This is a genomic window from Streptomyces sp. 2131.1, assembly GCF_900105515.1.
GTDB lineage: Bacteria > Actinomycetota > Actinomycetes > Streptomycetales > Streptomycetaceae > Streptomyces > Streptomyces drozdowiczii.
Genome location: NZ_FNSY01000001.1, coordinates 7,174,533 through 7,193,100 on the forward strand (window position 1 = coordinate 7,174,533; position 18,568 = coordinate 7,193,100).

The window sequence follows — 18,568 nt, forward strand, 5'->3', positions numbered from 1 at the left end:
GCCGGGTGGCGGCACATCGGGCACTGATGCGAGAGCATCCATCGAGCCTTGGAGTCCACGGCCTGTGGCCAGCATTTACGTGGCCGACGGAGTCGGTTCCCCACCGCGCCGACCGCAGACGGACAACTCTCCGCCGGTGACGGGGGCTGGGCGGAGAGCCGCGGCCGAGACGCTCCGAGCGGAGCTTGACGCGCCGCCGGCCGCGAGCGGCACGCGACTGAGCGTGGTCTCACGAGGTCCGCGCGGGAGAAGCCCAAGGCGTTCGCGCCGCGGAGCCTGGCGAGGGCCCGACTCGACGCCTTCAGATGGCTGAACCGCTACAACACCCGACGCCGACACTCCCGCCTCGGACAGCGATCACCGATCGCCTTCAAGAACGTCTTCCACCGCACCCCAACTACGCTGGCCCAAGCCCCATAACCCGTGTTCAGAATTCAGGGTCAAGGCCCCTGGCCGACACGAGTGAGCTTGGTCGCGAACCCGTCTACCAGGAGCTTCGGCAATTCGTACGGCCCGCCGACCGCCTGTCCACCGTCAGGCCGGAAATGGCTCCAGCTCCCCATCCGGCCAACCCCACCCACCACCCGCGTGGCCCTCGCTGGCGACCTTCCGTCCGCGGTACTCGGCCAGATGCTCGGCCTCTGCTGATGCGCCGGCCCGCAGCCACCGCGTTGTCGGCCTCGGTTAGCAGGTCGCGCGTGGAGATCCGGGCGGGGCCGACCGGCGTGCGACGCGTTCACGAGTGGTCGCCCCCGAGGGGGGCAATAGCGCGTCCGTGTCCAGGGCCTCCGGCAGAAGGCGCTGAAGAACGCGCTCTCGCCATTCCCGGAGAGATCGGGGAGGCTATGGGTCTGGAGGCCGATGAGTTCGAGCAGGTACGCGCGACACTGCGCCGTCTGACCACGAATGTCACCCGGCACACTCTCTCCCGGCGCTGACGCCCCGCGCCTGCTTGCGCAGGACCCGGGCACAGCCATCGAGAACCAGGAGCTGGATCGGATGTGGGCCTTGCTGGACCGTGCCATCGCCTGATGCGGCACGTGCGGGTGTCCTGCGGGCGACGCCGGCCTCGCTCGCCGGACCGTCGCAGCGCCGTCCGGTCGGAATTGGAAATAGGGGTTGATGCAGACCGACTCCGCGATGCACGAGTGGCGGATCGAACCCCGGGAGTACGCCCGGCAGGAGGCCAGGCGCGGCAAGAGGCACGCCTACTCAAGCCTTGACCCGGTGCGCACCGCGCTGATCGTGATCGACATGGTGCCGTTCTTCGTCGAGGCGAGCCCGTACTTGCGCGGCATCGTGCCGAACATCGGCCGCCTCGCCGACGCGCTGCGCACCGTCGGTGGGCTGGTCGCCTGGGTGCTGCCGGCGAACGTGGCACCGCTCGCGAGGGTGAGCGGCGAGTTCTACGGACCGGTCGTCAGCCAGACGTTCGCGGCGACCGGCGATGAGGGGCCTCCACGTTCGCGTGTGTGGCACCCCTTCGACGTCCGCCCGGACGACCTGGTGGTGGAAAAGACCGCGTACAGCGCCTTCTTCCCCGGCCGCTGCGTGCGGCCGGAACTGCTGACGGAACGCGAGATCGACACCGTCGTCATCACCGGCGCGCTCACGATCGTCTGCTGCGAGTCCTCGGCCCGGGACGCGGCCACCACTGGCCTGCGCGTGCTGATGGTGGCCGACGCGAATGCGGCCCGGCGCGACCAGGACCATAACGCCACCCTGCACACGATCTACCGGTCGTTCGGCGACGTCCGGACCACGAACGAGGTCCTGGACCTGATCGGCCGGCCGATCGTCCTCGACAGCCGCGACGCCGCACACGGTGTGTGCGAGACGAGCACCTGACGGCCGCTGCTACGGGGGCCAGCTTTGGTTCAGGCTGCTCAGTACCAGTGCGCTCGCCTGGAATAGGGCAGGGAAGGACGCCCTGCTGCCACTGAGGAGAGCCCATGTGCAGTGGTCACCGCTGCAGCATGACGCGCAGCGAGACCCGGTGCTGCCGTTCTCGTGAACAAGCCAGAAGCGGGGTGGGCTCTGGTCCAACTTCTGGGAAGCCGTGTCAGCAGGTCAGGCGCCCACCTCGGGGCAAGCCATTGACCTGCCAGTTCTCAGGGATCGCCGGCTCCTGACACCGGAGATCGGTTCGACGTCACAGAAGCTGTGCCAGAACCGCGGGGTGGTCGAGGAGGGAACGTCCTCGACCACCCCGCCGGTCGGGCAGTTACACGCTCTCGCCGCTACTCTTGTCCACCGTCCGGGCTGCGAGCGCACGGAACGCCCCCTGGACCGTGCCCAGGGCTATCTGGGAGGTGAGGCCGGCACTGTCGGAGCTGGGCGGCTGAGGAACGGGCGCCGGGGTGGGCAGCTGGACGCGCGGAGAAACATTATCCCGGGTCATGGTGCTTCCTTGGACGAGGAGATGAAGAGGTCCGGACACCTGCGTGGTGTCGTCCGCGGGGGTGTACGCCGCGCGGTCGGCGGTCCTGCTCCGGCTCTCGTGAGCACGTCCCTGCAGTCCGGCTTCAGCCGTCGCCCAGGGTGGCGGTGTTGACACATCCACCGTAGCGCTGGTGGGCGGAGTCGTTGCCCCCGTTGCCTGCTTGATAGCCATGAGGGCTTCCTCCACGAGTGGTCGGTCTGCGGGCGGGACGGGCTCGGATACCGCTGTCTCGGTCCGGCAGGATCAGCGTCTTCACCCCATAGGCGCCAAGGCCGGTAACTGGACAGCAGAGAACAGCCAGAAATTTCCGAGGCATGACGAAGCCCGTCTCGCCCGGTCTTTGTCAGGCAGGGGTAAGAGGGTCAGATACCTCTGACTGCTCGCCCTCCGGCGCAAGCCAAATCCTCCCGGCGCACACCACCGCGCGACGGGGCCGCACAGACCAGGCGCGAGGGTCCACCTACTGCACCAACTGCTACGCCGCCCACTCCAGCCCGAGATCGGCGAGGGCGGCGAGCCGGCCTTCGATCCGCCGGTCGCGCCCACTCATGTGGCTGCTCAGGAACACCCCGAGTCGCACGGACATCCCGTCCGCCAGGCCCTCAACATGCTGCCATCCGACGATGGCCTTCCCTTCCCGCGCGATGTGTGCCCCACGGCCTCACGCCCAGCTGGGGCCCTGCAGCGCCAGAAGCGGTCCAAGTCACACGGTGTGCTGTCCCCACCCCTTGCCAGCCGTCCAACGCAGCCCTCGCGGAGAAGCCGCCGCCCACCATCGCGTGGTGGTCAGCGGTCGCGCTCTCCGAACCCCCCTTCGCGAAGAGCGGTTGCCTTCCCCGTGCGTCCGGTGTTCGTGTAGGAGATGGCGAGGTTGTGGCGGGCGGTGAGGGTGTTGGGGTGGTCGGGTCCGAGGAGGCGTTCGGAATCGGCTAGGCCGTTTCGTTTGGATCACCTGATCGTTGGTCTGGACGTGCCGTTGACTGACGTGCAGTGGGCGCGAATCGAGCCGTTGTTGCCAGACCGGACGCCGCAGCGGGGTTGCCGGTGGCGGGATCACCGTGAGGTGATCGATGCGATTGCCTGGAAGTTCCAGACCGGATCGCAGTGGGTCCACCTGCCCGAGAAGTACGGGAACTGGAGGGGCGCCTACAACAGGCTGCGGATGTGGGCCATCGACGGCACCTGGGAGCGGGTGTTCACCGCACTCATCGCGCAGGCCGATGCCGAGGAAGACCTCAGGTGGGCCGTCTCGGTCGACTCCACTGTCGTGCGCGCGCACCAGCACGCAGCCGGGGCCCGCAAAAAGGGGCCCCGGCCGGCGAGCCCGATGACAATGCCATCGGCCGGTCTCGTGGTGGACTGACCACGAAGATCCACCTCGCCTCTGATGCTCACTGTCGGCCACTGACCTTCGTGCTCACCGCCGGACAGGCCGGTTACGTGCCCGTCTTCGCTCACGTCATGGCCCGCCTCTGCGTCCCTCGTCAACGAGGACGTCCCCGTACCAGGCCGGACGTGGTCCTGGCCGATAAGGCGTACTCTTCACGCGCGATCCGCGAGCACCTGTGCAAGCGCAAAATCCGGGAGGTCATCCCCGTTCCGGCCGATCAACGCGGCCACCGGCTGCGGCGCGGCAGCCAGGGCGGTAGGCCACCCGCCTTCGACCGTGAGGCGTACAAGCAGCGCAACACCGTCGAACGCTGCATCAACCGCTTGAAGCAGTGGCGGGGCATAGCCACCCGCTACGAGAAGACCGCAACCATCTACCTGGCCGGACTCTACATCGCTGGCATCTTTCTTTGGTCTGCCAGGCCAACGGCTCAGGAGCAGGAGCGAAGCGCATCGTCCCAGGCGCCAGGGCTGCGATAGTGGTTCTTGTGCCCGGCGGCAAGTACGTGGCGCAGTTCGGCAAGGTGCTGGGTGTTTGTGGGGAGATCCAGCTGACCGAGGAAGGTCAGTGCGACAGCCGGCTCCAGGTCGCCGTAGACGTCGTGGAAGCTCGCCAGGAGGCCGCGGAAGACGGCCGAGTGCAGGGCAGGAAGTCGCATGGCGGTGCGGTACGTCAGCTCCTTCACCGTCCAGCGCACCGGGCCCGAACACTCCAGAACCCGACGGGCTCGGCGGAGCAGGGCCTTCGATTGCTCGGCCACTATCCGGTCGATGTCGTTGCCGAGAACCTCGGCGAAGGCGGTCGCGGAAGTGGCGTGGTCCTCGAACCAGTCCACCCACAGCGAGTAGGTGACGGCCTCAGAGTCCCGGTCCGCCTCCAGTCGCTGACGGTAGCCGTCCCACATCACGTCGGCCGGCAGGGGACCCTCCGCACCCTCGTTCGCGAACCGGATCTCGCGCGTGACCCAGTACTCGTCGAGGAGGTCCAGCAGCCCGAAAGCCAACCTCACCTGGTCGGCTGCATCCAGGTCTTCGGCGAACACATCACCGGCCCAGGAGTGCGCTACCTCGTTGGCGGTGAGCAACGCGTCCGGCTTCTCGTCGCTCACCCACCCGTCGCGCACATGGCTGACACCCTGATCGGCCAGCCAACGCCGCGCTGCCTCCTCGGCTTGCATCTCCACTCGGGAAGTATGACAAGCCTTGCAAGATACAAACGAAACGGCCTAGGTCGACGGGGGGTCAGGAGCCCGGCCGTCCGCGGCCGTCGCGGCAAGTGATACCCGCAGGTGAGCCAGTGCGGGCAGCGCTTGCGGCCCGGTCGTGGGGCGTCGCCACCGGGTCCCGATCTCCAAACGACGGACAACGGAGGTGGACGGGTAGGAAGACAAAGTGCGGCTGGACAGATCGATTGACGACGGGTAGACAAGCACACAGACTCCTGGCGAACACCGGTTCCCCTCGTCGCGGACCCGTCTACCAGGAGCTTCGGCATGTTGCACAGCAGCCCAACTCCGAGACATTGAACTCAGGTTGCAAAAGGCTGATCGTCAAAGATTCTGAAGGTGGGGGACTGTGAGCGTCAAGCTCTTCTTTCTCAGTGTGGGCCTCATGATACTCGCGGGCATCTTCTTCTTCTTCACCCTCGGCAGCTTCTTCGTCGAAAGAGAAAACCGGCGGATCGGTCAAGTCGCTCTGTGGTTCTGCCTGGGGTTGGCCAGTCTGGGATCTTCTCTCTATGTGATCGCCGCCATAACCTGAGTCCGAGATTCTCCCGCCAGCAAGTGGCGTCTCTGTCGAGGAACTCGTCCACGTGGTTCCTTGCGCAGGTCCTCCGTTCGCGGGCGACCGTATGCCATGGCAACTTTCACGTCGGCCAGGGGCTGACGACGGGTGAGGATCCGGTGCCAGTTACCGCGCCGTTGCCACCGGCGGAACCGGTCGTAGTACCAGCCCCACGGAACGCCGGCCCGGACCCGAAACCGAATGCCGTCAATCAACCGCCGTAGAGACCAGACGGCCGGCCGCCCCGCCCACTGTTCGCCCGTGCAATCACCTAGCCCCATGAACCGTGATCATCTACTGCTCAAGATCTACTTTCGATACACGGCCTAACGAGCTCGTGCACGGTAAGCGGTGGGACGTCGAGCGCGGATCGGCGATCAAGGTTGTGTGGTGGGGAACGCGACTCGCAGAGCGATCATCAGCGACCGGAGGATCACGGGCTTATCGGCCGCTGTGATTGCTGAACTCGTTGCTGAGGTCGGGCCGTTGTGGCGTGAGCGGCACCAGGCGAGGCTTGCGTCCCGGTCGCGGAAGCGTGCCGTGGGCGCTGGTGCGAAGCACCAGATGGTGTTCGTCGACCGGCTCTTGGCCACGCTCGTGCACCTTCGCCACGGGGTTACTCACGATGTGCTGGCCTGCTGGTTCGGTATGGACCGCTCGACCGTCACCCGGGCTGTCGGTGAGGTGCGGCCCCTGCTCGCCGAGCGAGGGTGCACCGTCAGCCCCGACGTGCGGCTGCGGACCCTGGCCGAGGTCGTGGAACATCTCGGGCAGGCCGGGAAGACCGGCATCATCGACGGCACCGAGATCCGGGTCCGCCGCCCGGCCGTCGGCCGCAAGGACCGGGACAAGTTCATCTCCGGCAAGAACAAGCAGAACGCAGTGAAGGCCATGGTCCTCACCGACGGGGACGGGCGGCTGCTGTTCTGCAGCCCGATGAGACCCGGAAGCTGCGCGGACGTCACCCACGCCCGCGAGTTAGGGCTGGTCAAGCTCCTGGCCGACGGGCCAGCGGTCGAGATCCTCGCCGATGCCGGCTACCAAGGCCTCGGAGCACAGACCGGCGGACGCATCGTGACGCCACCGCACCGCAAGTTCAAGAAAAACGCCCCGGACTGGTACGAGGAGATGCACGAGCGCCAGCGCAAGGCCCACTCCTCGCTCCGCATCCGGGTCGAGCACGGCATCGCCCACCTGAAGAACTGGCGAGCACTGGCACGTCACCTCGGCCGCCGCGAGCACATGGACGACACCGTCCAAGCCATCGCCGGCCTACTGTCCCAGCAACAAACCGCATACCGGATCCTGGCTCGGCAGACGTGAGCACCGAATGCCCCCGGCCCTTCGACGTCCCACCGCTTACCGTGCACAAGCTCGTTAGTCCGCACACCAGCGCCTACGCGAAGGCGAGCAGGTCAGCGGCGCAGCGGCCGAGACCTACCGGCACCGCGTCCAAGCCGCCACTCGCTTCGCCGGCCGAGTCCTGCGCACCAAGCGGCACGCCACCACCATGCTCGCCAACCCCGGCCTTCAGATTTTTCCCCGGCAAGGGCATGATCTGCGTCCTGGACCCCAAGCGAGCAGCCTGCCGCCTGCGCAGCGAGGAGGACAGCACCCGCCGCACACCTGACCTCGACGACTGCCGCCCGAGCTGCGTCAACATTGCACGGACCGACCGCGACATTGAACAGATCCTCGTCCAGATCGAGCGGCTACGGCTGCTCGTTGACGACTCGCTGGCCCCCGCGTTCCGACACGCCCGCGAACAGCACGAGCTCGACCGCCTGGAGCACATATTCACCGCCCACGACCGCACCGGAGAACCCCACGAGGGCCACTGACCGCGACGCCGAACGCGACGCCATTACAGCAGCGATCCAGCGGCTGCTCGACGGACGTCCCATCCGGTCCACCGGGGCGCTCACCACGCTGCAACTCGCCGCCGGGGCAGGTTCGGGCAGCAGCATCGCGCGCTGGCGGACGAGCGGACCCCTCTGTGGCTCTGCATGCGGCGGTGCCCGTCCCTCGGCGGTGAGGCAGTCGTGGATCGCGTCCTGTAGCTCGTCGAGGCGGGTCCACAGCTCGAGTGCGCCCTCGCAGTCTTCTCGATCGTGCAGCCGGGACGCCGCCCCGCAGGGGGTGGCCGCGATCTGGCATCCAGCCCGTCAGCCTGCCGCCCCAGCGCCGCGACCCGCGCACTCACATCCCGCGCCCCGTCCATCAACAGCGCGCGCTCCTGCCCGTAGACCTTCGCCGCCTCGAATAGCTGCTTCCGGATGAAGTACGCCTCCAGGTCGGCGTGCGTGGCGAGCAGCCCGTCCAGCTTCGGCCGGTTCCACACCTCGATCCGGACCTTGTGCCCGGCCGCCAGCGAGGTAACGAACTCCCGCTCGGGCGGGGTGAGGGTGCACGGCACCACCAAGATCCACTCCCAGGGCTGGTGCTCCATGGCCCGCGCGAACGACTGCTTGATCGAATCGCGTCGCCCCTTGTATGCAGTGGTGGGGAAACCGTCCAGGTAGTACTTCAGCTGGAAGATGCGCACCTTCGAGCCGTGGGTGACCTTGATGTCGATACCGCCATCGCCGCCGCGCCCGTTCACCGCCTCCACGCGCGCTGTCGCGTCGTACGTGCGATGCACCAGCGCTTCGATGATCCGGTCGAACTTCCGCTGACCGATCTGCTTCCACTTCACCGCCACAACCGGCCCCCTGCCCGCCCCGATGCTTCAGGCAAGCATCCCACTCAGCACTGGTACCCTGCCGCCGCTGGGGCTCGCACCGTGGCCGGCTGAAGCATTCAGCCCGCCGCCGTTCCGGGTGAGTAACGCCTCCGTTCACATCCGTCCTTCAGAGTCACGAAGACATCGACATTGCAGACCTCGGCGAAGTCCTCGCCGCCGCTGGGCAGGAACGACACCTGGAAGTTCTCCATGCGGACCCGATACCAGGGCCCGTCCCATCCTCGCTCGATCGGTTCAAATGATGTGCTGGAGCTCATCGCGTGAGTGTCCCTGCGCGGGTCATCGATCTCAACCGAGATCCTCTGTCCCATTACCTCTGCCTGCGGCCAGAGCCGGGGACGTGCTGGATGTACTCAGCTCGGGTTCCGGTGTAGCCGATGACTGGGTGCTCGCCGATGGCCCCTCCGTTGAGGCTGAAGGGGTGGTCCAGGTAGGCGGCGATCAAGGGCTGGGCCCGGTACGCGGCGCCTACCCACGCGGTGGAGTACGGAAGCAACCGCCTCCAAAGACACAGTGTTGTCGCTACGTGATACGACAAACTCGCGGCCCGTTACGAGGCGACCGACGTCGTCGCAGCCATCAACGAGTGGCTGTGACCCTCGGTTATCACTGGATGGGATCCACGTTCCACGTCTCCGGCAGATCGCTGCCACAGAAGACGCAGACGAAGTCGTCCTCGCGCACGATGTTGTGCTCCTGGCAAGCGGGGCACCGCCGGAACACCACTTCGTGGGTGAAGCCGTAGGGGCGTTCGATCCCTACGTCGTCCAGAGCATGAGCGACTGCCGACCAGGAGGCGACGTCCGGGCAGTATCCGGTTGACTGGTTGCTGACCTCGCCCACGGTCCACCGTTCTGCCTCACGCATGAAGCTGATCTCGCCGGCACTCAGAACCACGTCCCCGCCAGCGCAAGCAACGTGCTCACTTCGCCGCGGCGCCAGCCGAAGCACACCATCCGTGCCGACCACGAAGGTGAACGGTTCGGTCAGCTCTGCTGCCGATCGCTCAGCGATCCAGCCGTCGAAGTCAGCCGCCGAGCCGATTCGGCACCCGCCACCGTCAGGCCGGACCGCAGCCTTTAGCTCGACCGGTCCGACGTATCGGTAACTCCGCCCCCGCGTACTCACGTCAGCCAACCTAGTGCCGCAGCAGGCAACGTTCGCCCTGTTGTGGTGTGACGCGCCGCCCGAATGCTTGGCCGGGCGGCATGGGGCGGCCGCCTTTGTCATGCATCGATACATGTACAGGCCCGCGCACCAGCCTGATAGATTTACGTTGAGTAACTAACCTTCCCGGTCCGGAGTTCGTACCCGCCGGGGAGGCTTTTTCATGCCCGGAAACAGATTGTCTCAGGCTGAAGTCGACCACCCTCACCACGGAGTCTCGTGTCAGACATCTTCCTGCACCTCGCAGACCTCGCCGACAAGCCCACAGTCGAACGCCTGTGGCTTATGTTCCGACATGACATGTCGGAGTTCGAGGGTGACCTGCCCAACCCCGACGGATCCTTCCGAGACGAGTGGCTTCACATGGCCTTCTCCGACCCCGACCGGGCACCGTATCTTTTGACGAGCGGTGACCGGCCCATCGGGTTCGCGTTCGTCCGCGGTCTGATTGGTCCGGCACGCGTGATGAACAGCTTCTTCGTGGTGCGTGGGGCACGGCGGGCGGGGACCGGGATGCGCGCTGCTCAGGGCATCGTGGCCCGGCATCCGGGGCCGTGGGAGATCGCGTTCCAGGATGCCAACCCGGGCGCGGTGAAGTTCTGGCGTCGCGTCGCCACAGAGATCACCGGCGATGCCTGGACCGAGGAGCGCAGACCGGTGCCGAGCCGGCCGGACCTGGCAGCTGACGTCTGGATCTCGTTCAGTACCACGGCCGGATCAGGCAGCGTTCGCCCTGTCGACGACGGCGCGTAGGTGCTGGTCGTCGGCAAGGCGGTTACGCCAGATGATGTAGCGGCGGATCATGCTGCCCTGTTCCTTATGGGTGGCGGGGTCGGTGCCGTCGAGGGTGAAGTAGCGCAGGGCTGTGAATTGGGCTTCGAGGCGGTTGAGCCAGGAACTGTTGGTCGGGGTGTAGGCCATTTCGACGTTGTTCGCCGCCGCCCAGGTGCCGACGCGCTGACACTTCTTCGTGGTCAGGTGGGGTGAGAAGTTGTCACTGACGATGGCGATCCGGACCTGGGGCGTACCGCGTCGATGGCGACGCCGAAGCCGTCCAGGCGGAGCTCTTCCACGCCGGCGCCCAGGCAGCGGAGTGGCTGAGGCCCTTGCTGAAGCGGCCCCACGGCCTGCTGCGGTGCGAGAACATCGTCTTGTTGGGCGACGTGCCCGGTGCCCGGCACCGTGACTTGATGGCCTGGCCGCACTGGGTGCTGAAGAACCTCTATGGACCGGTCGGGGTGATGTTCGGCAAGTTCTACGCGGGAGAAGAGGAAGTCACCGGGGCCGGCCACCGGATCCCGGCCGCGCCCGCCTCGTTCCTTCCCGTGCGGGCCGCCGTCCGTCGCCGCGACTCCCGCTTCCTGAGCGCGACACCCGACCTGGCCGCCGCGCTCGCCGGGGCCGACGACGACGGACGCGACGTGTTCGCGCCCATCCCTACCGAGTGGAAGGACATTCGCACATGGGCCAGGAACCTCCTGCCCCTGGCGAAGCCGTCGCCCTCCTCACCGGACACACCGGCGAACCCACCACGATCCAGCTCCTGAGCGACCGGCGCGGCTCCCGGGCCTGGAAGGTGCAGGGCCCCACGGGGGCGGTCGCGGTGAAGGCCAACACCCCCGACGGCGACAACGCCGACGAGAAGGCCGCAGAGATGGCCCAGGAGGACGACCACCTCCTTCGCCTCACGGCCGCCGGCGCCCTCAGCCCCGACTACCGGGTGGGCGCCGGGACGTGGGAGGGCGGCCGGTGGCTGGCCGTTAACTGGATCGACGGCGCATGATCGAGTCTCTGGGGATTCGATGGTGGGGGTGTGGTGTGGAGGATTGGCGGACCGATCCGACGTTCGCGATGTGTCGTGCACTGGTGGACGGAGCAGATCTGGCCTCGTTCGTGGGAGGCGCCTTCGATGTGCGGGCGGTGGTGGCCGACATCGGGCCCGAGATAAAGCGCGGGTTCCGCCTGGACGCTGTCCCGTGGGGCAACTTCCCGTACGGCGACGATGCCCGGGAGGCCGTTCACCTGCTGCACGCCGGCGACAGATCCGCTCGCCGCACGACGGGCCTGCTGGGCGGCCTGTGTGCCAACGACAGCCGGGCTGCAGCCGCCCTTGCCGTACCGTTTCTGATCCCCATCGCCACAGACATCCACCACCCACGCCGTGCCGACGCCCTCGGCGTACTTTCCGCCCCGGCCCGCGCCCGTCACTTCGGCGTCGCCTCCCGCGAGGAATTCCTTCTCCACCGCACCGACCCGCGGCGCCACGCCCTCGACGACTACGACGACTACGGTGTTGAGGTGACCGGCTACCCCGCAGGCTGGTCGGTCGCCGCCGCCCGAGCCGCGATCACCACCGAAACGCCGGTGCTCCTGACCCTTCTCGACGACGCCGACCCCGCCATCCGCATCGATGCCGCCTACGCTCTGGCCACCGCCGCCGACCCCGACGGCACGGTCCGAACAGCCTTCGCCACCAGGCTTGCCACGGAGCACGACGCCATAGTCAGCGCCGCCCTGCTCCTCGCCGGCGCCGAGACCACCCGCGCCGACGCGCGGCCGCCGATCGCCTCGTGGATCCACGAGCGGTGGCAGGACCGGACACTGGCCCCCGAAGCCCGCCTGGCCGCAGCGATCGGGTGGCTCTGCCTCACTGACGAGCCGGCCCCCGCAGATCTCCGCCACGCGTTTGACGTTCTCGCCACCAATGAACGCGCGCAGGCCATGGAGGCCCTGCCGTGGATGACTGCCGCCGCCGGGTCAGGTGAACCGGGACTCCTGCGCTGCGTTCGCCGCATGTTCCACCCCGAACAGCCCGAACCGGACGATGACCCCTGGGCCGGCCTGCTCTGAGCAACGCATGACCAGTCGCGGCCCTCGGTCATGCCGCCGCGTTGTGCATCGAAGTTGTCCACCGGTGCCAAGTAGCGTGCACGTTCACACCTCCGCGCGCAGCAGGCATGGAACGCCACCTACGACGCCCTGGCCGTGCCGAACCCCCGCCACTCCACCGTGCTGCGCCGGCGGTTGCTGAAGCTGTCGGTCCCCTGCACACCCACCCGTTCTGGGCGACCGCCCCCGGTGGTGCGCCGGCGGCCCGGGTGGAGCTACGTCGCCGCGCCCGGTCGGCTGTGCAGCGGCGCGGTGACCAATCGGCGTGAACCCGGCTAGGTTGTCGGCGCGGCAGGAGGCCATTCTGTGGGCGGTGCGGGAGTGGATTGCCGAGCACGGTGAGGGGCCCTCGGTCCGGCAGATGTGCCCGGGTCGGTCTGTCGAGCACGAGTTCGGTCGCCTACCAGCTCGGGCGCCTGGAGGCGCGCGGGCTCATCAGCCGGACCGGCCGGCGCTGGCGGACCTGCCGCCTGCACCCCTGACACCGGGTGCTGGGTCAGCGGACCGGGCGCCCCGACGCCCCGGGAACGCTGACCCATCTGCTGCGGGCAGTGACCCAAACAGTGACCCAGCCCTGGAAGCCCGGTTCCAGGTGGTCTTGTTTCTCCTTGACCGGGATGGCTGCCGGGCACCGTCAGACCGACGACAAGGGGTGCCCTCGCACGCTGCCCGGGTCCTGTTCCGGTGCAGCGAAGGAGCCCTCGATGACCAGTACCACCCGCCCGCGAGCCGGCCGCCGTACGGTGCGCACCGTACGAGCCGGCCGCCCGGCCTCCCGGCGCTCCAGGCCCGGCAGCGCCCTGCAGCGGCCCCTGCGGATGCCCCTTGGAATCCCCCTTTGGTGCCCGGCGGCCGAAACCTCGCAAAGTTGCTGGTCAGCGCGGAACGGAGCGGTGGCACACCCCTTCTTCTCCCCTCCTGAGGAAGGAGAGCATCGGGTGCCGGCCCCGGCCGCCCGGCGAAGCCCAGCCGACGGCCGACTGGCAGCGGGACGTGCGAAGAAGGCGGCGAGCTGATGGCGGCGGTGAAGCGGAAGTCGAACGCGGCCGGTTCGACGAACACGGCACGGGCGGACGTGCTGCGCGTCCTCGGAGTGCTGAAGGTCGCCACCACGGATCAGATCCAGCGGATAGCGATGCCGCACCTGAACCACCGCCACACCGGCAAGCCGACAGAGGCGAAGCGGAAGACGGCCCGCACCGCCACTCATACCGCCGCCCTCGCCGACCTGCGCACCCACCGCCTCGCCGCGAATGGCGGCTCCACCAGCACAGGCGAGGCCCTGCGCCATCTGACCCTCAAGGGCCTGGAGGCCGCCGCCACCGAACTCCAATGCCCCCTGTCCGAGATGGGCGCCACCGCCCGCGGCGCCGGTGCCGGCGGCGCCTCCCACCCGATGGCCGTCAACGAGACCGTGATCGCGCTGCTGCGCCCGAACCCCGAACTCGCCAAGCTGGCTACGGACCGGCCCGAGGTGCGGGCGGCGGCCCAGGCCGTGGTCGACGCACCGGGCGGGGTGGGGAGCATCGGCTCGTACTGGACCGAGGTCCCGTTGCCGGTGGCTGGGTCTTGGAGCACGCCGGGTCGGGGCGGCGCCCAGGCCGACATCGTCCTGACCGCGCCCCAGGACGGCGTCCCGCTGCTGTTCGTGGAGGTCGACAACTGCCACGAGACCGCGGAGGAGCTCGCGGACAAGCTGGAGAAGTACGCCCGCTTCTTCCGCCGCAAGGTGAAGGACACGGTGGGCAAGGCGCAGCCGATGTGGCGCACCCGCTGGACCACCCCGCTCGGGACATGGGCGACAACCCGTACCCACCAGTGCTGCTCGTCTTCAACCCGCTCGGTGCCCGCAACCCCGAACGCACCATCCCGCGCCTGGCCGCCCTCACCCGCCACCTCTGGGCCGGGACCAAGGACTACGACGAGGACTTCCACCACTACGACAAGAAGATCCCCGTCATCACGACCACCCTGACCGACCTCCAAGCCCACGGACCGCGCGGCGCCGTCTTCCGCCGCTTCGGTCGGTCCGGCCCGCAGTCCGTGTTCGACGCGATCGGCAATCCCCGCCGCCAGGCCGTCCTGGAACGCCACTGGGTCGAACAGGAGGCCCGTGAGCGGGAGGTCCGGGAACGTGAGCGCCAGGAGGCCGAACAGCGGGCGGCGGAGCGGGAAGCGCAGCGCCCGGCGTGTGCGCGGGTGCGGGACGAAGTTCACCGACGAACGGTGGGAAACGACCCAGGCCACCGACTGGGGAACGCCGGCGGACACCCACCCCACGCTCTGCGACCGGTGCCAGCGCCGCGCCCTCGTCGCCGTGCAGCTGGCCCAGACCCTCCAACACCGTTCGGAGCGCCACGACCAGGAGGACCACCAGGAAGACGGAGCCGGCGCGGAAGCCCCGCCGCTGGTTCTCACGTCGGCGCGCCTGAGGGGTGGGCGGCGGCGGTCGCCGGTGACCTATGACTTCTTCCAGCGGTCAGAGGAGGGTGACGACCTCTCATCCGCCCGCCAGGTCCCCTGAAGATGTTCCGTCCGAGCTGTGGGAGGGCGAGGAGGAGGCCCTGGCCGCCGCGGCTGCCGGCCGACGGGCCGCCGCGTGGGTCCGCTCCTTGCCCGGTGCGCCGACTGCCTGCCCGGCGGGGCCTGGCTCGCCGGGGAGCTGCCGGAGGTGACCGAGACGGCGACGGCCTCCCTGACTCCGGAGGAGTGCGACCGCATGGACGCCTACGGCGCGATGATCGACGGCACGGGCGGCGTCGACGAAGTGACGCGCAGCGAGCTGGCCGCCGTGGCGTGCGTGGTCCAGGACGCGCCGTGGCTCACTGCGGAGCAGCAGATCCGGCTGGTGGCGGTGGCCTCGCTGGTCGCAGGGGCGGCACGGCTGCTCGCGCAGGATCCGGGCACAGCGATCGAGCACGGGCAGCTGGAGCGGATGTGGGCTTTACTGGACCACGCCATCGTCTGACGTGCTGACGCCCGGCGACCGGATCGAAGAGGAGAGCCTTGTGGCAGCGGATCGGCGACCCATGGACCTGGACGCGTACGAGGCCAGGGTGCGTAACGGTCCATGCTTCATTTGCGCGTTCGTGGCGGGTGAGCCCGGTCATGTGACGGTGTACGAAGACGACCAGCACATCGCCTTCCTCGACCGGTATCCAACCGTGCCGGGGAAGGTGCTCGTGGCTCCCAAGACCCACATCGAGCATGCTGTCCGCGAACTTGAGGAGCCCGCCTACCTCGCTCTGATGTCCGTGGTCCGCAAGGTGGCGCTTGCGGTGGAAGCGGTCGTCGCACCCGAGCGCACCTACCTGCTGTCCCTGGGCAGCCAGCAGGGCAACGCGCACCTGCACTGGCACATCGCCGGCCTTCCCCCGGGAACGCCGTACAGGGAACAGCAGTTCCACGCTTTGATGACCGAGAACGGCATGCCGTCCTACACCGACGCGGAAGCAGCGGCACTGGGGGAACGTCTACGCGCCGCCCTCGCCGAAGGGCGAGTTCCCAAGCCGCCCGCGAGGGCGGGTTCGGTATCGGGAGCTGGGGCGTGATGCTTCGTGGCCGACGTGCCGTTGCCGTGGGCCAGGGTTTGCCCTGCCAGTTCCACCGGCCGTGGCCGTCGCGTACGTAGGCGGGGTCACCGGGGGTTGGCCAGGACCCGGCCGAGCGGGATCCCGTGTCCATCCGTCATGCCCGAGCGTTTCAGGCCCTGTTTGCCGCGGTCGACCGGTGAGCGCCCGGCGACCTCGCCGCCGCCGGGGGCCTTGGTGATGGAGCCATCAACGGCGATCTCCCACCCGCTGGGGTGCCACCGGCCCCGCATCAGCGACCGGATCGTCGGGCTCGTGCTCGACCACGACCGTCGGGCGCTCGGGCAGCAAGGCAGCGAATTGGTCCCACAGCGGGCCGGTCAGCCATGATGGCAACACGGGCACAGGTTCCCCCAGTGATCACAGAGCGTCGCAACTCCATGATCACGGAGACCTGTGCCCGCATCGCTGCCTGAGCCTCCACCCCGCCTATCTGCGCGGGCTCTAAGGCAAGCCGTCCATTTCTGTCCGGGGCAGACCGAAGATCTCCACCACTACCCCAGCTCGAAGGGATCCCTCCCTCGAAAGCAAGTACGGCTACCACATGCGGTCTCGACCTGGTCAAAACCGGACAATCGCCATGATCCGGCCACAGGTCAGACGGCAGGGACTCCGCAGTGGCCCGCGTCAACGACGTCGTTCCCGTTCTGCTCCATGCGGTGGGGAATCGTGCCGATCGAGCGGCGGCCCGTCGCAGTGAAACGTTGTCCGGGCTTCGTCTGAGAGAATTGTGTGCATGATCCAGGTAAATGCGGCGGGGACATCGCCCATCCAGACTGAACCACTGATCGTCGTGGCGGCGACGGTCGTCCAGGACGGGCAGCTCCTCGTGGTGAGCAAGAAGGCGGCTCCCGAGGTCTTCTACCTTCCCGGCGGGAAGCCCGACGGGAACGAGAAGCCCCTGGAGACGCTGGTACGAGAATGTGAGGAGGAGCTCGGCGTTCGGCCCGTGGAGCCGCGGTTGCTGGCCGCGGTTGAGTCCGTCGCGGCTCTGGAGGGCGTCCCTCTGCTGATGACCGTCTTCGCGGCGCGCCTCAGCGGCCCCCCGGTCCCGGCTGCAGAGCTCGCATGCCTGCGGTGGGTGTCGGGCCACGAGAAGGACATCCGTATTGCTCCCGCGGTACGGGACCACGTGCTGCCGCTGCTGAGGGAGAAAGGCCTGCTGGCGGCGTAGGCGGATACACGCCCTGTTCGCACTGCGGGACCGGGCGGTAGCCGGACCGGCGGTCGGTGCGCCCGCTCGATGTCCCCCGCGTAGCCGCACGTCCGAAGAGAGTGGCGTTCGTGCATCGGCGTACGCCGGGTTCGGGTGGGGGCGGTCGTGCGTGGTCCCGGTGCGGCAGCACCGAGCGGGGGTGTTAGGGGCTGTGGTGGCGGAGGCCGAAGCGGTCCAAGTGCATCACCTTGGTCCAGGAGGCTGCGAGGTCCTGGACGAATTGGCGCTTCCCGTCGTGGGGGGTGTAGATCTCGGCGAGAGCTCGGAGTTCGGCGTTGGAGCCGAAGACGAGGTCGGGGCGGCTGCCTGTCCAGTGCTGTTTTCCGGTCGCGGTGTCCTTGCCTTCGAAATCTCCGGATCGTGGGCAGTGGGGCCTAGGGCTTGTCCGACAAAGGATCTTGGGCGGGTTCGGGGAGCCAGAGGACAAGTGCGGCAAGGTGGATTCCCGCCTTGTAGCGAACGGCGAGTTTGTCGAAGCGGGTCGCTATCGCGCGGAATTGCTTCAGGCGGCCGAAGCAGCGTTCGACCACGTTGCGGGCCTTGTGGGGCTCGCGATCGAAGGCCGGAGGTCTGCCGCCGGCCTGTCCGCGCCGCAGGCGGTTGGCCTTCTGGTCCGCCCGCTCTGGGATCACCGCTCGGATGCCTCGCCTGCGCAGGGTCTGGCGGATCGCCCGGGAGGAGTATGCGTTGTCCGCGATGACCGCGTCGGGCTTGCGGCGGGGTCGTCCGGCGCCGCTCCTGGGCACCTTCAAAGCGCCCAGGACGGCGTCGAAGACGGTGGAGTCGTTGACGTTACCGGGCGTGACGAGGACGGCCGGGGGGAAGGCCTCGGCCGTCGCAGGCGAGGTGGAGCTGGGTGGTCAGCCCGCCACGCGAACGGCCCAGCGCCTGACCAGCCGCCTCGCGTGCCGGATCTTCCAGTTCGTCCCCCGCCGCCGCCCCTTTTTGCGGATGTCGGCGGCATGCTGGTGAGCCCGGCTGATCGTGGAGTCGACCGACACGGTCCACTCCACGGCTCCGGCGGAGTCGTCGCGGACCTGTACCTGCTCGAGCGAATGGGCCCAGGTGCCGTCCGCTTCCCAGCGGGCGAACCGCTCGTAGGCCGTCTGCCACGGCCCGTAGCGTTCCGGCAGGTCACGCCACGGGCCACCAGTCCGCAACCGCCACAACACCCCCGTTGGTCACCTGCCGGTGATCCCGCCACGGCCGCCCACGGCCATCAACACCAGGCAACAGGGGCGCTATCCGCTCCCATGCCACATCCGTCAGCCCACCACGACCCACCACAAGATCAATTATCAGACAGCGCCTAGGCCAAATTTGAGTCGAGCAGGTTGACGAAGTAA

The 18,568-nt window shown here is 68.2% G+C and carries 21 protein-coding genes and 6 pseudogenes; 16 read left to right on the plus strand and 11 right to left on the minus strand.

Annotation, left to right across the window (positions count from 1 at the left end; translation table 11 throughout):
• Nucleotides 1–276 precede the first annotated feature (276 nt).
• The 3 genes from BLW14_RS35845 to BLW14_RS32115 all read left to right on the plus strand — a co-directional run bounded on the left by BLW14_RS35845 (nt 277) and on the right by BLW14_RS32115 (nt 1,848).
• Nucleotides 277–420 (plus strand): hypothetical protein, encoded by a 144-nt coding sequence (locus BLW14_RS35845; RefSeq protein ID WP_177154253.1) that lies wholly within the window; start codon nt 277–279, stop codon nt 418–420.
• Nucleotides 357–938, plus strand: coding sequence for an EspF repeat-containing protein (locus tag BLW14_RS35850; RefSeq protein ID WP_371128137.1), 582 nt, complete (start codon nt 357–359; stop codon nt 936–938). Before BLW14_RS35845 ends, BLW14_RS35850 begins: the two co-directional genes overlap by 64 nt.
• A 184-nt stretch (nt 939–1,122) precedes the next feature.
• Nucleotides 1,123–1,848, plus strand: coding sequence for a cysteine hydrolase family protein (locus tag BLW14_RS32115; protein WP_093710558.1), 726 nt, complete (start codon nt 1,123–1,125; stop codon nt 1,846–1,848).
• Nucleotides 1,849–2,918: 1,070 nt separating this feature from the next.
• Here the strand turns inward: BLW14_RS32115 and BLW14_RS34140 are convergent.
• Both BLW14_RS34140 and BLW14_RS32120 read right to left on the minus strand, forming a co-directional pair.
• Entirely contained in the window at nt 2,919–3,029 is a 111-nt protein-coding gene (locus BLW14_RS34140) for a helicase (RefSeq protein ID WP_107468456.1), read from the minus strand.
• Nucleotides 3,030–3,229: 200 nt separating this feature from the next.
• Nucleotides 3,230–3,325 (minus strand): annotated as a pseudogene (locus BLW14_RS32120) (hypothetical protein); the annotation flags it as partial.
• Between the two features lie 82 nt (nt 3,326–3,407).
• On the opposite strand from BLW14_RS32120, the gene BLW14_RS32125 reads away from it, so the two are divergent.
• Nucleotides 3,408–4,312 (plus strand): IS5 family transposase gene (locus tag BLW14_RS32125; protein ID WP_371128138.1). Its coding sequence is split into 2 segments (ribosomal slippage): nt 3,408–3,753 and nt 3,753–4,312, totalling 906 coding nucleotides; the frame shifts between segments, so codons are not numbered across the junction.
• Here BLW14_RS32125 and BLW14_RS32130 read toward each other — a convergent pair.
• Both BLW14_RS32130 and BLW14_RS35485 read right to left on the minus strand, forming a co-directional pair.
• Nucleotides 4,264–5,010, minus strand: coding sequence for a hypothetical protein (locus tag BLW14_RS32130; protein WP_177154254.1), 747 nt, complete (start codon nt 5,008–5,010; stop codon nt 4,264–4,266). The genes BLW14_RS32125 and BLW14_RS32130 overlap by 49 nt on opposite strands.
• Nucleotides 5,011–5,115: 105 nt before the next feature.
• Nucleotides 5,116–5,265 (minus strand): annotated as a pseudogene (locus tag BLW14_RS35485) (IS5/IS1182 family transposase); the annotation flags it as partial.
• A 142-nt stretch (nt 5,266–5,407) separates the two neighbouring features.
• Here BLW14_RS35485 and BLW14_RS32140 point away from each other — a divergent pair.
• From BLW14_RS32140 to BLW14_RS35490, 3 genes are all read left to right on the plus strand, one after another.
• The gene (locus tag BLW14_RS32140; RefSeq protein ID WP_093710560.1) at nt 5,408–5,593 is read left to right on the plus strand and encodes a hypothetical protein; all 186 of its coding nucleotides are present in this window, start codon (nt 5,408–5,410) and stop codon (nt 5,591–5,593) included.
• A gap of 564 nt (nt 5,594–6,157) precedes the next feature.
• On the plus strand, nt 6,158–6,940 hold the full coding sequence (locus tag BLW14_RS32150; protein WP_256332956.1) for a transposase: 783 nt from the start codon (nt 6,158–6,160) through the stop codon (nt 6,938–6,940).
• A 230-nt stretch (nt 6,941–7,170) separates the two neighbouring features.
• Nucleotides 7,171–7,458, plus strand: coding sequence for a hypothetical protein (locus BLW14_RS35490; RefSeq protein ID WP_256332957.1), 288 nt, complete (start codon nt 7,171–7,173; stop codon nt 7,456–7,458).
• A gap of 80 nt (nt 7,459–7,538) precedes the next feature.
• Here BLW14_RS35490 and BLW14_RS32160 read toward each other — a convergent pair whose 3' ends face one another.
• The 3 genes from BLW14_RS32160 to BLW14_RS32175 form a co-directional block, all read right to left on the minus strand.
• Entirely contained in the window at nt 7,539–8,312 is a 774-nt protein-coding gene (locus tag BLW14_RS32160; protein ID WP_177154180.1) for a hypothetical protein, read from the minus strand.
• A gap of 104 nt (nt 8,313–8,416) precedes the next feature.
• A complete protein-coding gene (locus BLW14_RS32165) occupies nt 8,417–8,617 on the minus strand; it encodes a hypothetical protein (protein WP_143052032.1) in 201 nt (66 codons plus the stop codon).
• A 349-nt stretch (nt 8,618–8,966) separates the two neighbouring features.
• A complete protein-coding gene (locus BLW14_RS32175; RefSeq protein ID WP_093710565.1) occupies nt 8,967–9,488 on the minus strand; it encodes a hypothetical protein in 522 nt (173 codons plus the stop codon).
• Nucleotides 9,489–9,812: 324 nt separating this feature from the next.
• Between BLW14_RS32175 and BLW14_RS32180 the strand changes: the two genes are divergently transcribed.
• A complete protein-coding gene (locus BLW14_RS32180; protein WP_371128139.1) occupies nt 9,813–10,280 on the plus strand; it encodes a GNAT family N-acetyltransferase in 468 nt (155 codons plus the stop codon).
• Here the strand turns inward: BLW14_RS32180 and BLW14_RS32185 are convergent.
• Nucleotides 10,245–10,550 (minus strand): annotated as a pseudogene (locus tag BLW14_RS32185) (IS630 family transposase); the annotation flags it as partial. The gene BLW14_RS32180 and the pseudogene BLW14_RS32185 sit on opposite strands and share 36 nt — an antisense overlap.
• Before the next feature lie 167 nt (nt 10,551–10,717).
• Here BLW14_RS32185 and BLW14_RS32190 point away from each other — a divergent pair.
• From BLW14_RS32190 to BLW14_RS32225, 7 genes are all read left to right on the plus strand, one after another.
• A complete protein-coding gene (locus BLW14_RS32190) occupies nt 10,718–11,074 on the plus strand; it encodes a hypothetical protein (RefSeq protein ID WP_256332959.1) in 357 nt (118 codons plus the stop codon).
• Nucleotides 11,075–11,130: 56 nt separating this feature from the next.
• A complete protein-coding gene (locus tag BLW14_RS35495) occupies nt 11,131–11,310 on the plus strand; it encodes a hypothetical protein (protein WP_256332960.1) in 180 nt (59 codons plus the stop codon).
• Nucleotides 11,307–12,377 (plus strand): hypothetical protein, encoded by a 1,071-nt coding sequence (locus BLW14_RS32200; RefSeq protein ID WP_093710567.1) that lies wholly within the window; start codon nt 11,307–11,309, stop codon nt 12,375–12,377. Before BLW14_RS35495 ends, BLW14_RS32200 begins: the two co-directional genes overlap by 4 nt.
• Before the next feature lie 1,054 nt (nt 12,378–13,431).
• Nucleotides 13,432–14,391, plus strand: a complete 960-nt coding sequence (locus BLW14_RS32215; protein ID WP_256332961.1) for a replication-relaxation family protein — start codon at nt 13,432–13,434, stop codon at nt 14,389–14,391.
• A 159-nt stretch (nt 14,392–14,550) separates the two neighbouring features.
• Nucleotides 14,551–14,940 (plus strand): hypothetical protein, encoded by a 390-nt coding sequence (locus BLW14_RS35505; protein ID WP_256332962.1) that lies wholly within the window; start codon nt 14,551–14,553, stop codon nt 14,938–14,940.
• Nucleotides 14,941–15,015: 75 nt separating this feature from the next.
• Nucleotides 15,016–15,384, plus strand: coding sequence for a hypothetical protein (locus BLW14_RS32220; protein ID WP_093710568.1), 369 nt, complete (start codon nt 15,016–15,018; stop codon nt 15,382–15,384).
• A gap of 61 nt (nt 15,385–15,445) precedes the next feature.
• Nucleotides 15,446–15,967, plus strand: a complete 522-nt coding sequence (locus tag BLW14_RS32225) for an HIT family protein (protein ID WP_093710931.1) — start codon at nt 15,446–15,448, stop codon at nt 15,965–15,967.
• 98 nt (nt 15,968–16,065) lie between these two features.
• Here BLW14_RS32225 and BLW14_RS32230 read toward each other — a convergent pair.
• A pseudogene (locus BLW14_RS32230) lies at nt 16,066–16,351 on the minus strand (IS5/IS1182 family transposase); the annotation flags it as partial.
• A 391-nt stretch (nt 16,352–16,742) separates the two neighbouring features.
• On the opposite strand from BLW14_RS32230, the gene BLW14_RS32235 reads away from it, so the two are divergent.
• The gene (locus BLW14_RS32235) at nt 16,743–17,180 is read left to right on the plus strand and encodes an NUDIX hydrolase (RefSeq protein ID WP_093710569.1); all 438 of its coding nucleotides are present in this window, start codon (nt 16,743–16,745) and stop codon (nt 17,178–17,180) included.
• A 184-nt stretch (nt 17,181–17,364) separates the two neighbouring features.
• Here BLW14_RS32235 and BLW14_RS35510 read toward each other — a convergent pair.
• A pseudogene (locus tag BLW14_RS35510) lies at nt 17,365–17,574 on the minus strand (hypothetical protein); the annotation flags it as partial.
• A 22-nt stretch (nt 17,575–17,596) separates the two neighbouring features.
• A pseudogene (locus BLW14_RS32240) lies at nt 17,597–18,509 on the minus strand (IS5 family transposase).
• Nucleotides 18,510–18,568 lie beyond the last annotated feature (59 nt).

Excerpts from the sequence above, each read along its gene's own strand:
- BLW14_RS32115 (WP_093710558.1), top strand. The coding sequence starts at position 1,123 with ATGCAGACCGACTCCGCGATGCACGAGTGGCGGATCGAACCCCGGGAG.
- BLW14_RS34140 (WP_107468456.1), bottom strand. The coding sequence starts at position 3,029 with ATGTCCGTGCGACTCGGGGTGTTCCTGAGCAGCCACATGAGTGGGCGC.
- BLW14_RS32130 (WP_177154254.1), bottom strand. The coding sequence starts at position 5,010 with ATGCAAGCCGAGGAGGCAGCGCGGCGTTGGCTGGCCGATCAGGGTGTC.
- BLW14_RS35490 (WP_256332957.1), top strand. The coding sequence starts at position 7,171 with ATGATCTGCGTCCTGGACCCCAAGCGAGCAGCCTGCCGCCTGCGCAGC.
- BLW14_RS32165 (WP_143052032.1), bottom strand. The coding sequence starts at position 8,617 with ATGAGCTCCAGCACATCATTTGAACCGATCGAGCGAGGATGGGACGGG.
- BLW14_RS32180 (WP_371128139.1), top strand. The coding sequence starts at position 9,813 with ATGTTCCGACATGACATGTCGGAGTTCGAGGGTGACCTGCCCAACCCC.
- BLW14_RS32190 (WP_256332959.1), top strand. The coding sequence starts at position 10,718 with ATGGCCTGGCCGCACTGGGTGCTGAAGAACCTCTATGGACCGGTCGGG.
- BLW14_RS32200 (WP_093710567.1), top strand. The coding sequence starts at position 11,307 with ATGATCGAGTCTCTGGGGATTCGATGGTGGGGGTGTGGTGTGGAGGAT.
- BLW14_RS32215 (WP_256332961.1), top strand. The coding sequence starts at position 13,432 with ATGGCGGCGGTGAAGCGGAAGTCGAACGCGGCCGGTTCGACGAACACG.
- BLW14_RS32225 (WP_093710931.1), top strand. The coding sequence starts at position 15,446 with ATGGACCTGGACGCGTACGAGGCCAGGGTGCGTAACGGTCCATGCTTC.
- BLW14_RS32235 (WP_093710569.1), top strand. The coding sequence starts at position 16,743 with ATGATCCAGGTAAATGCGGCGGGGACATCGCCCATCCAGACTGAACCA.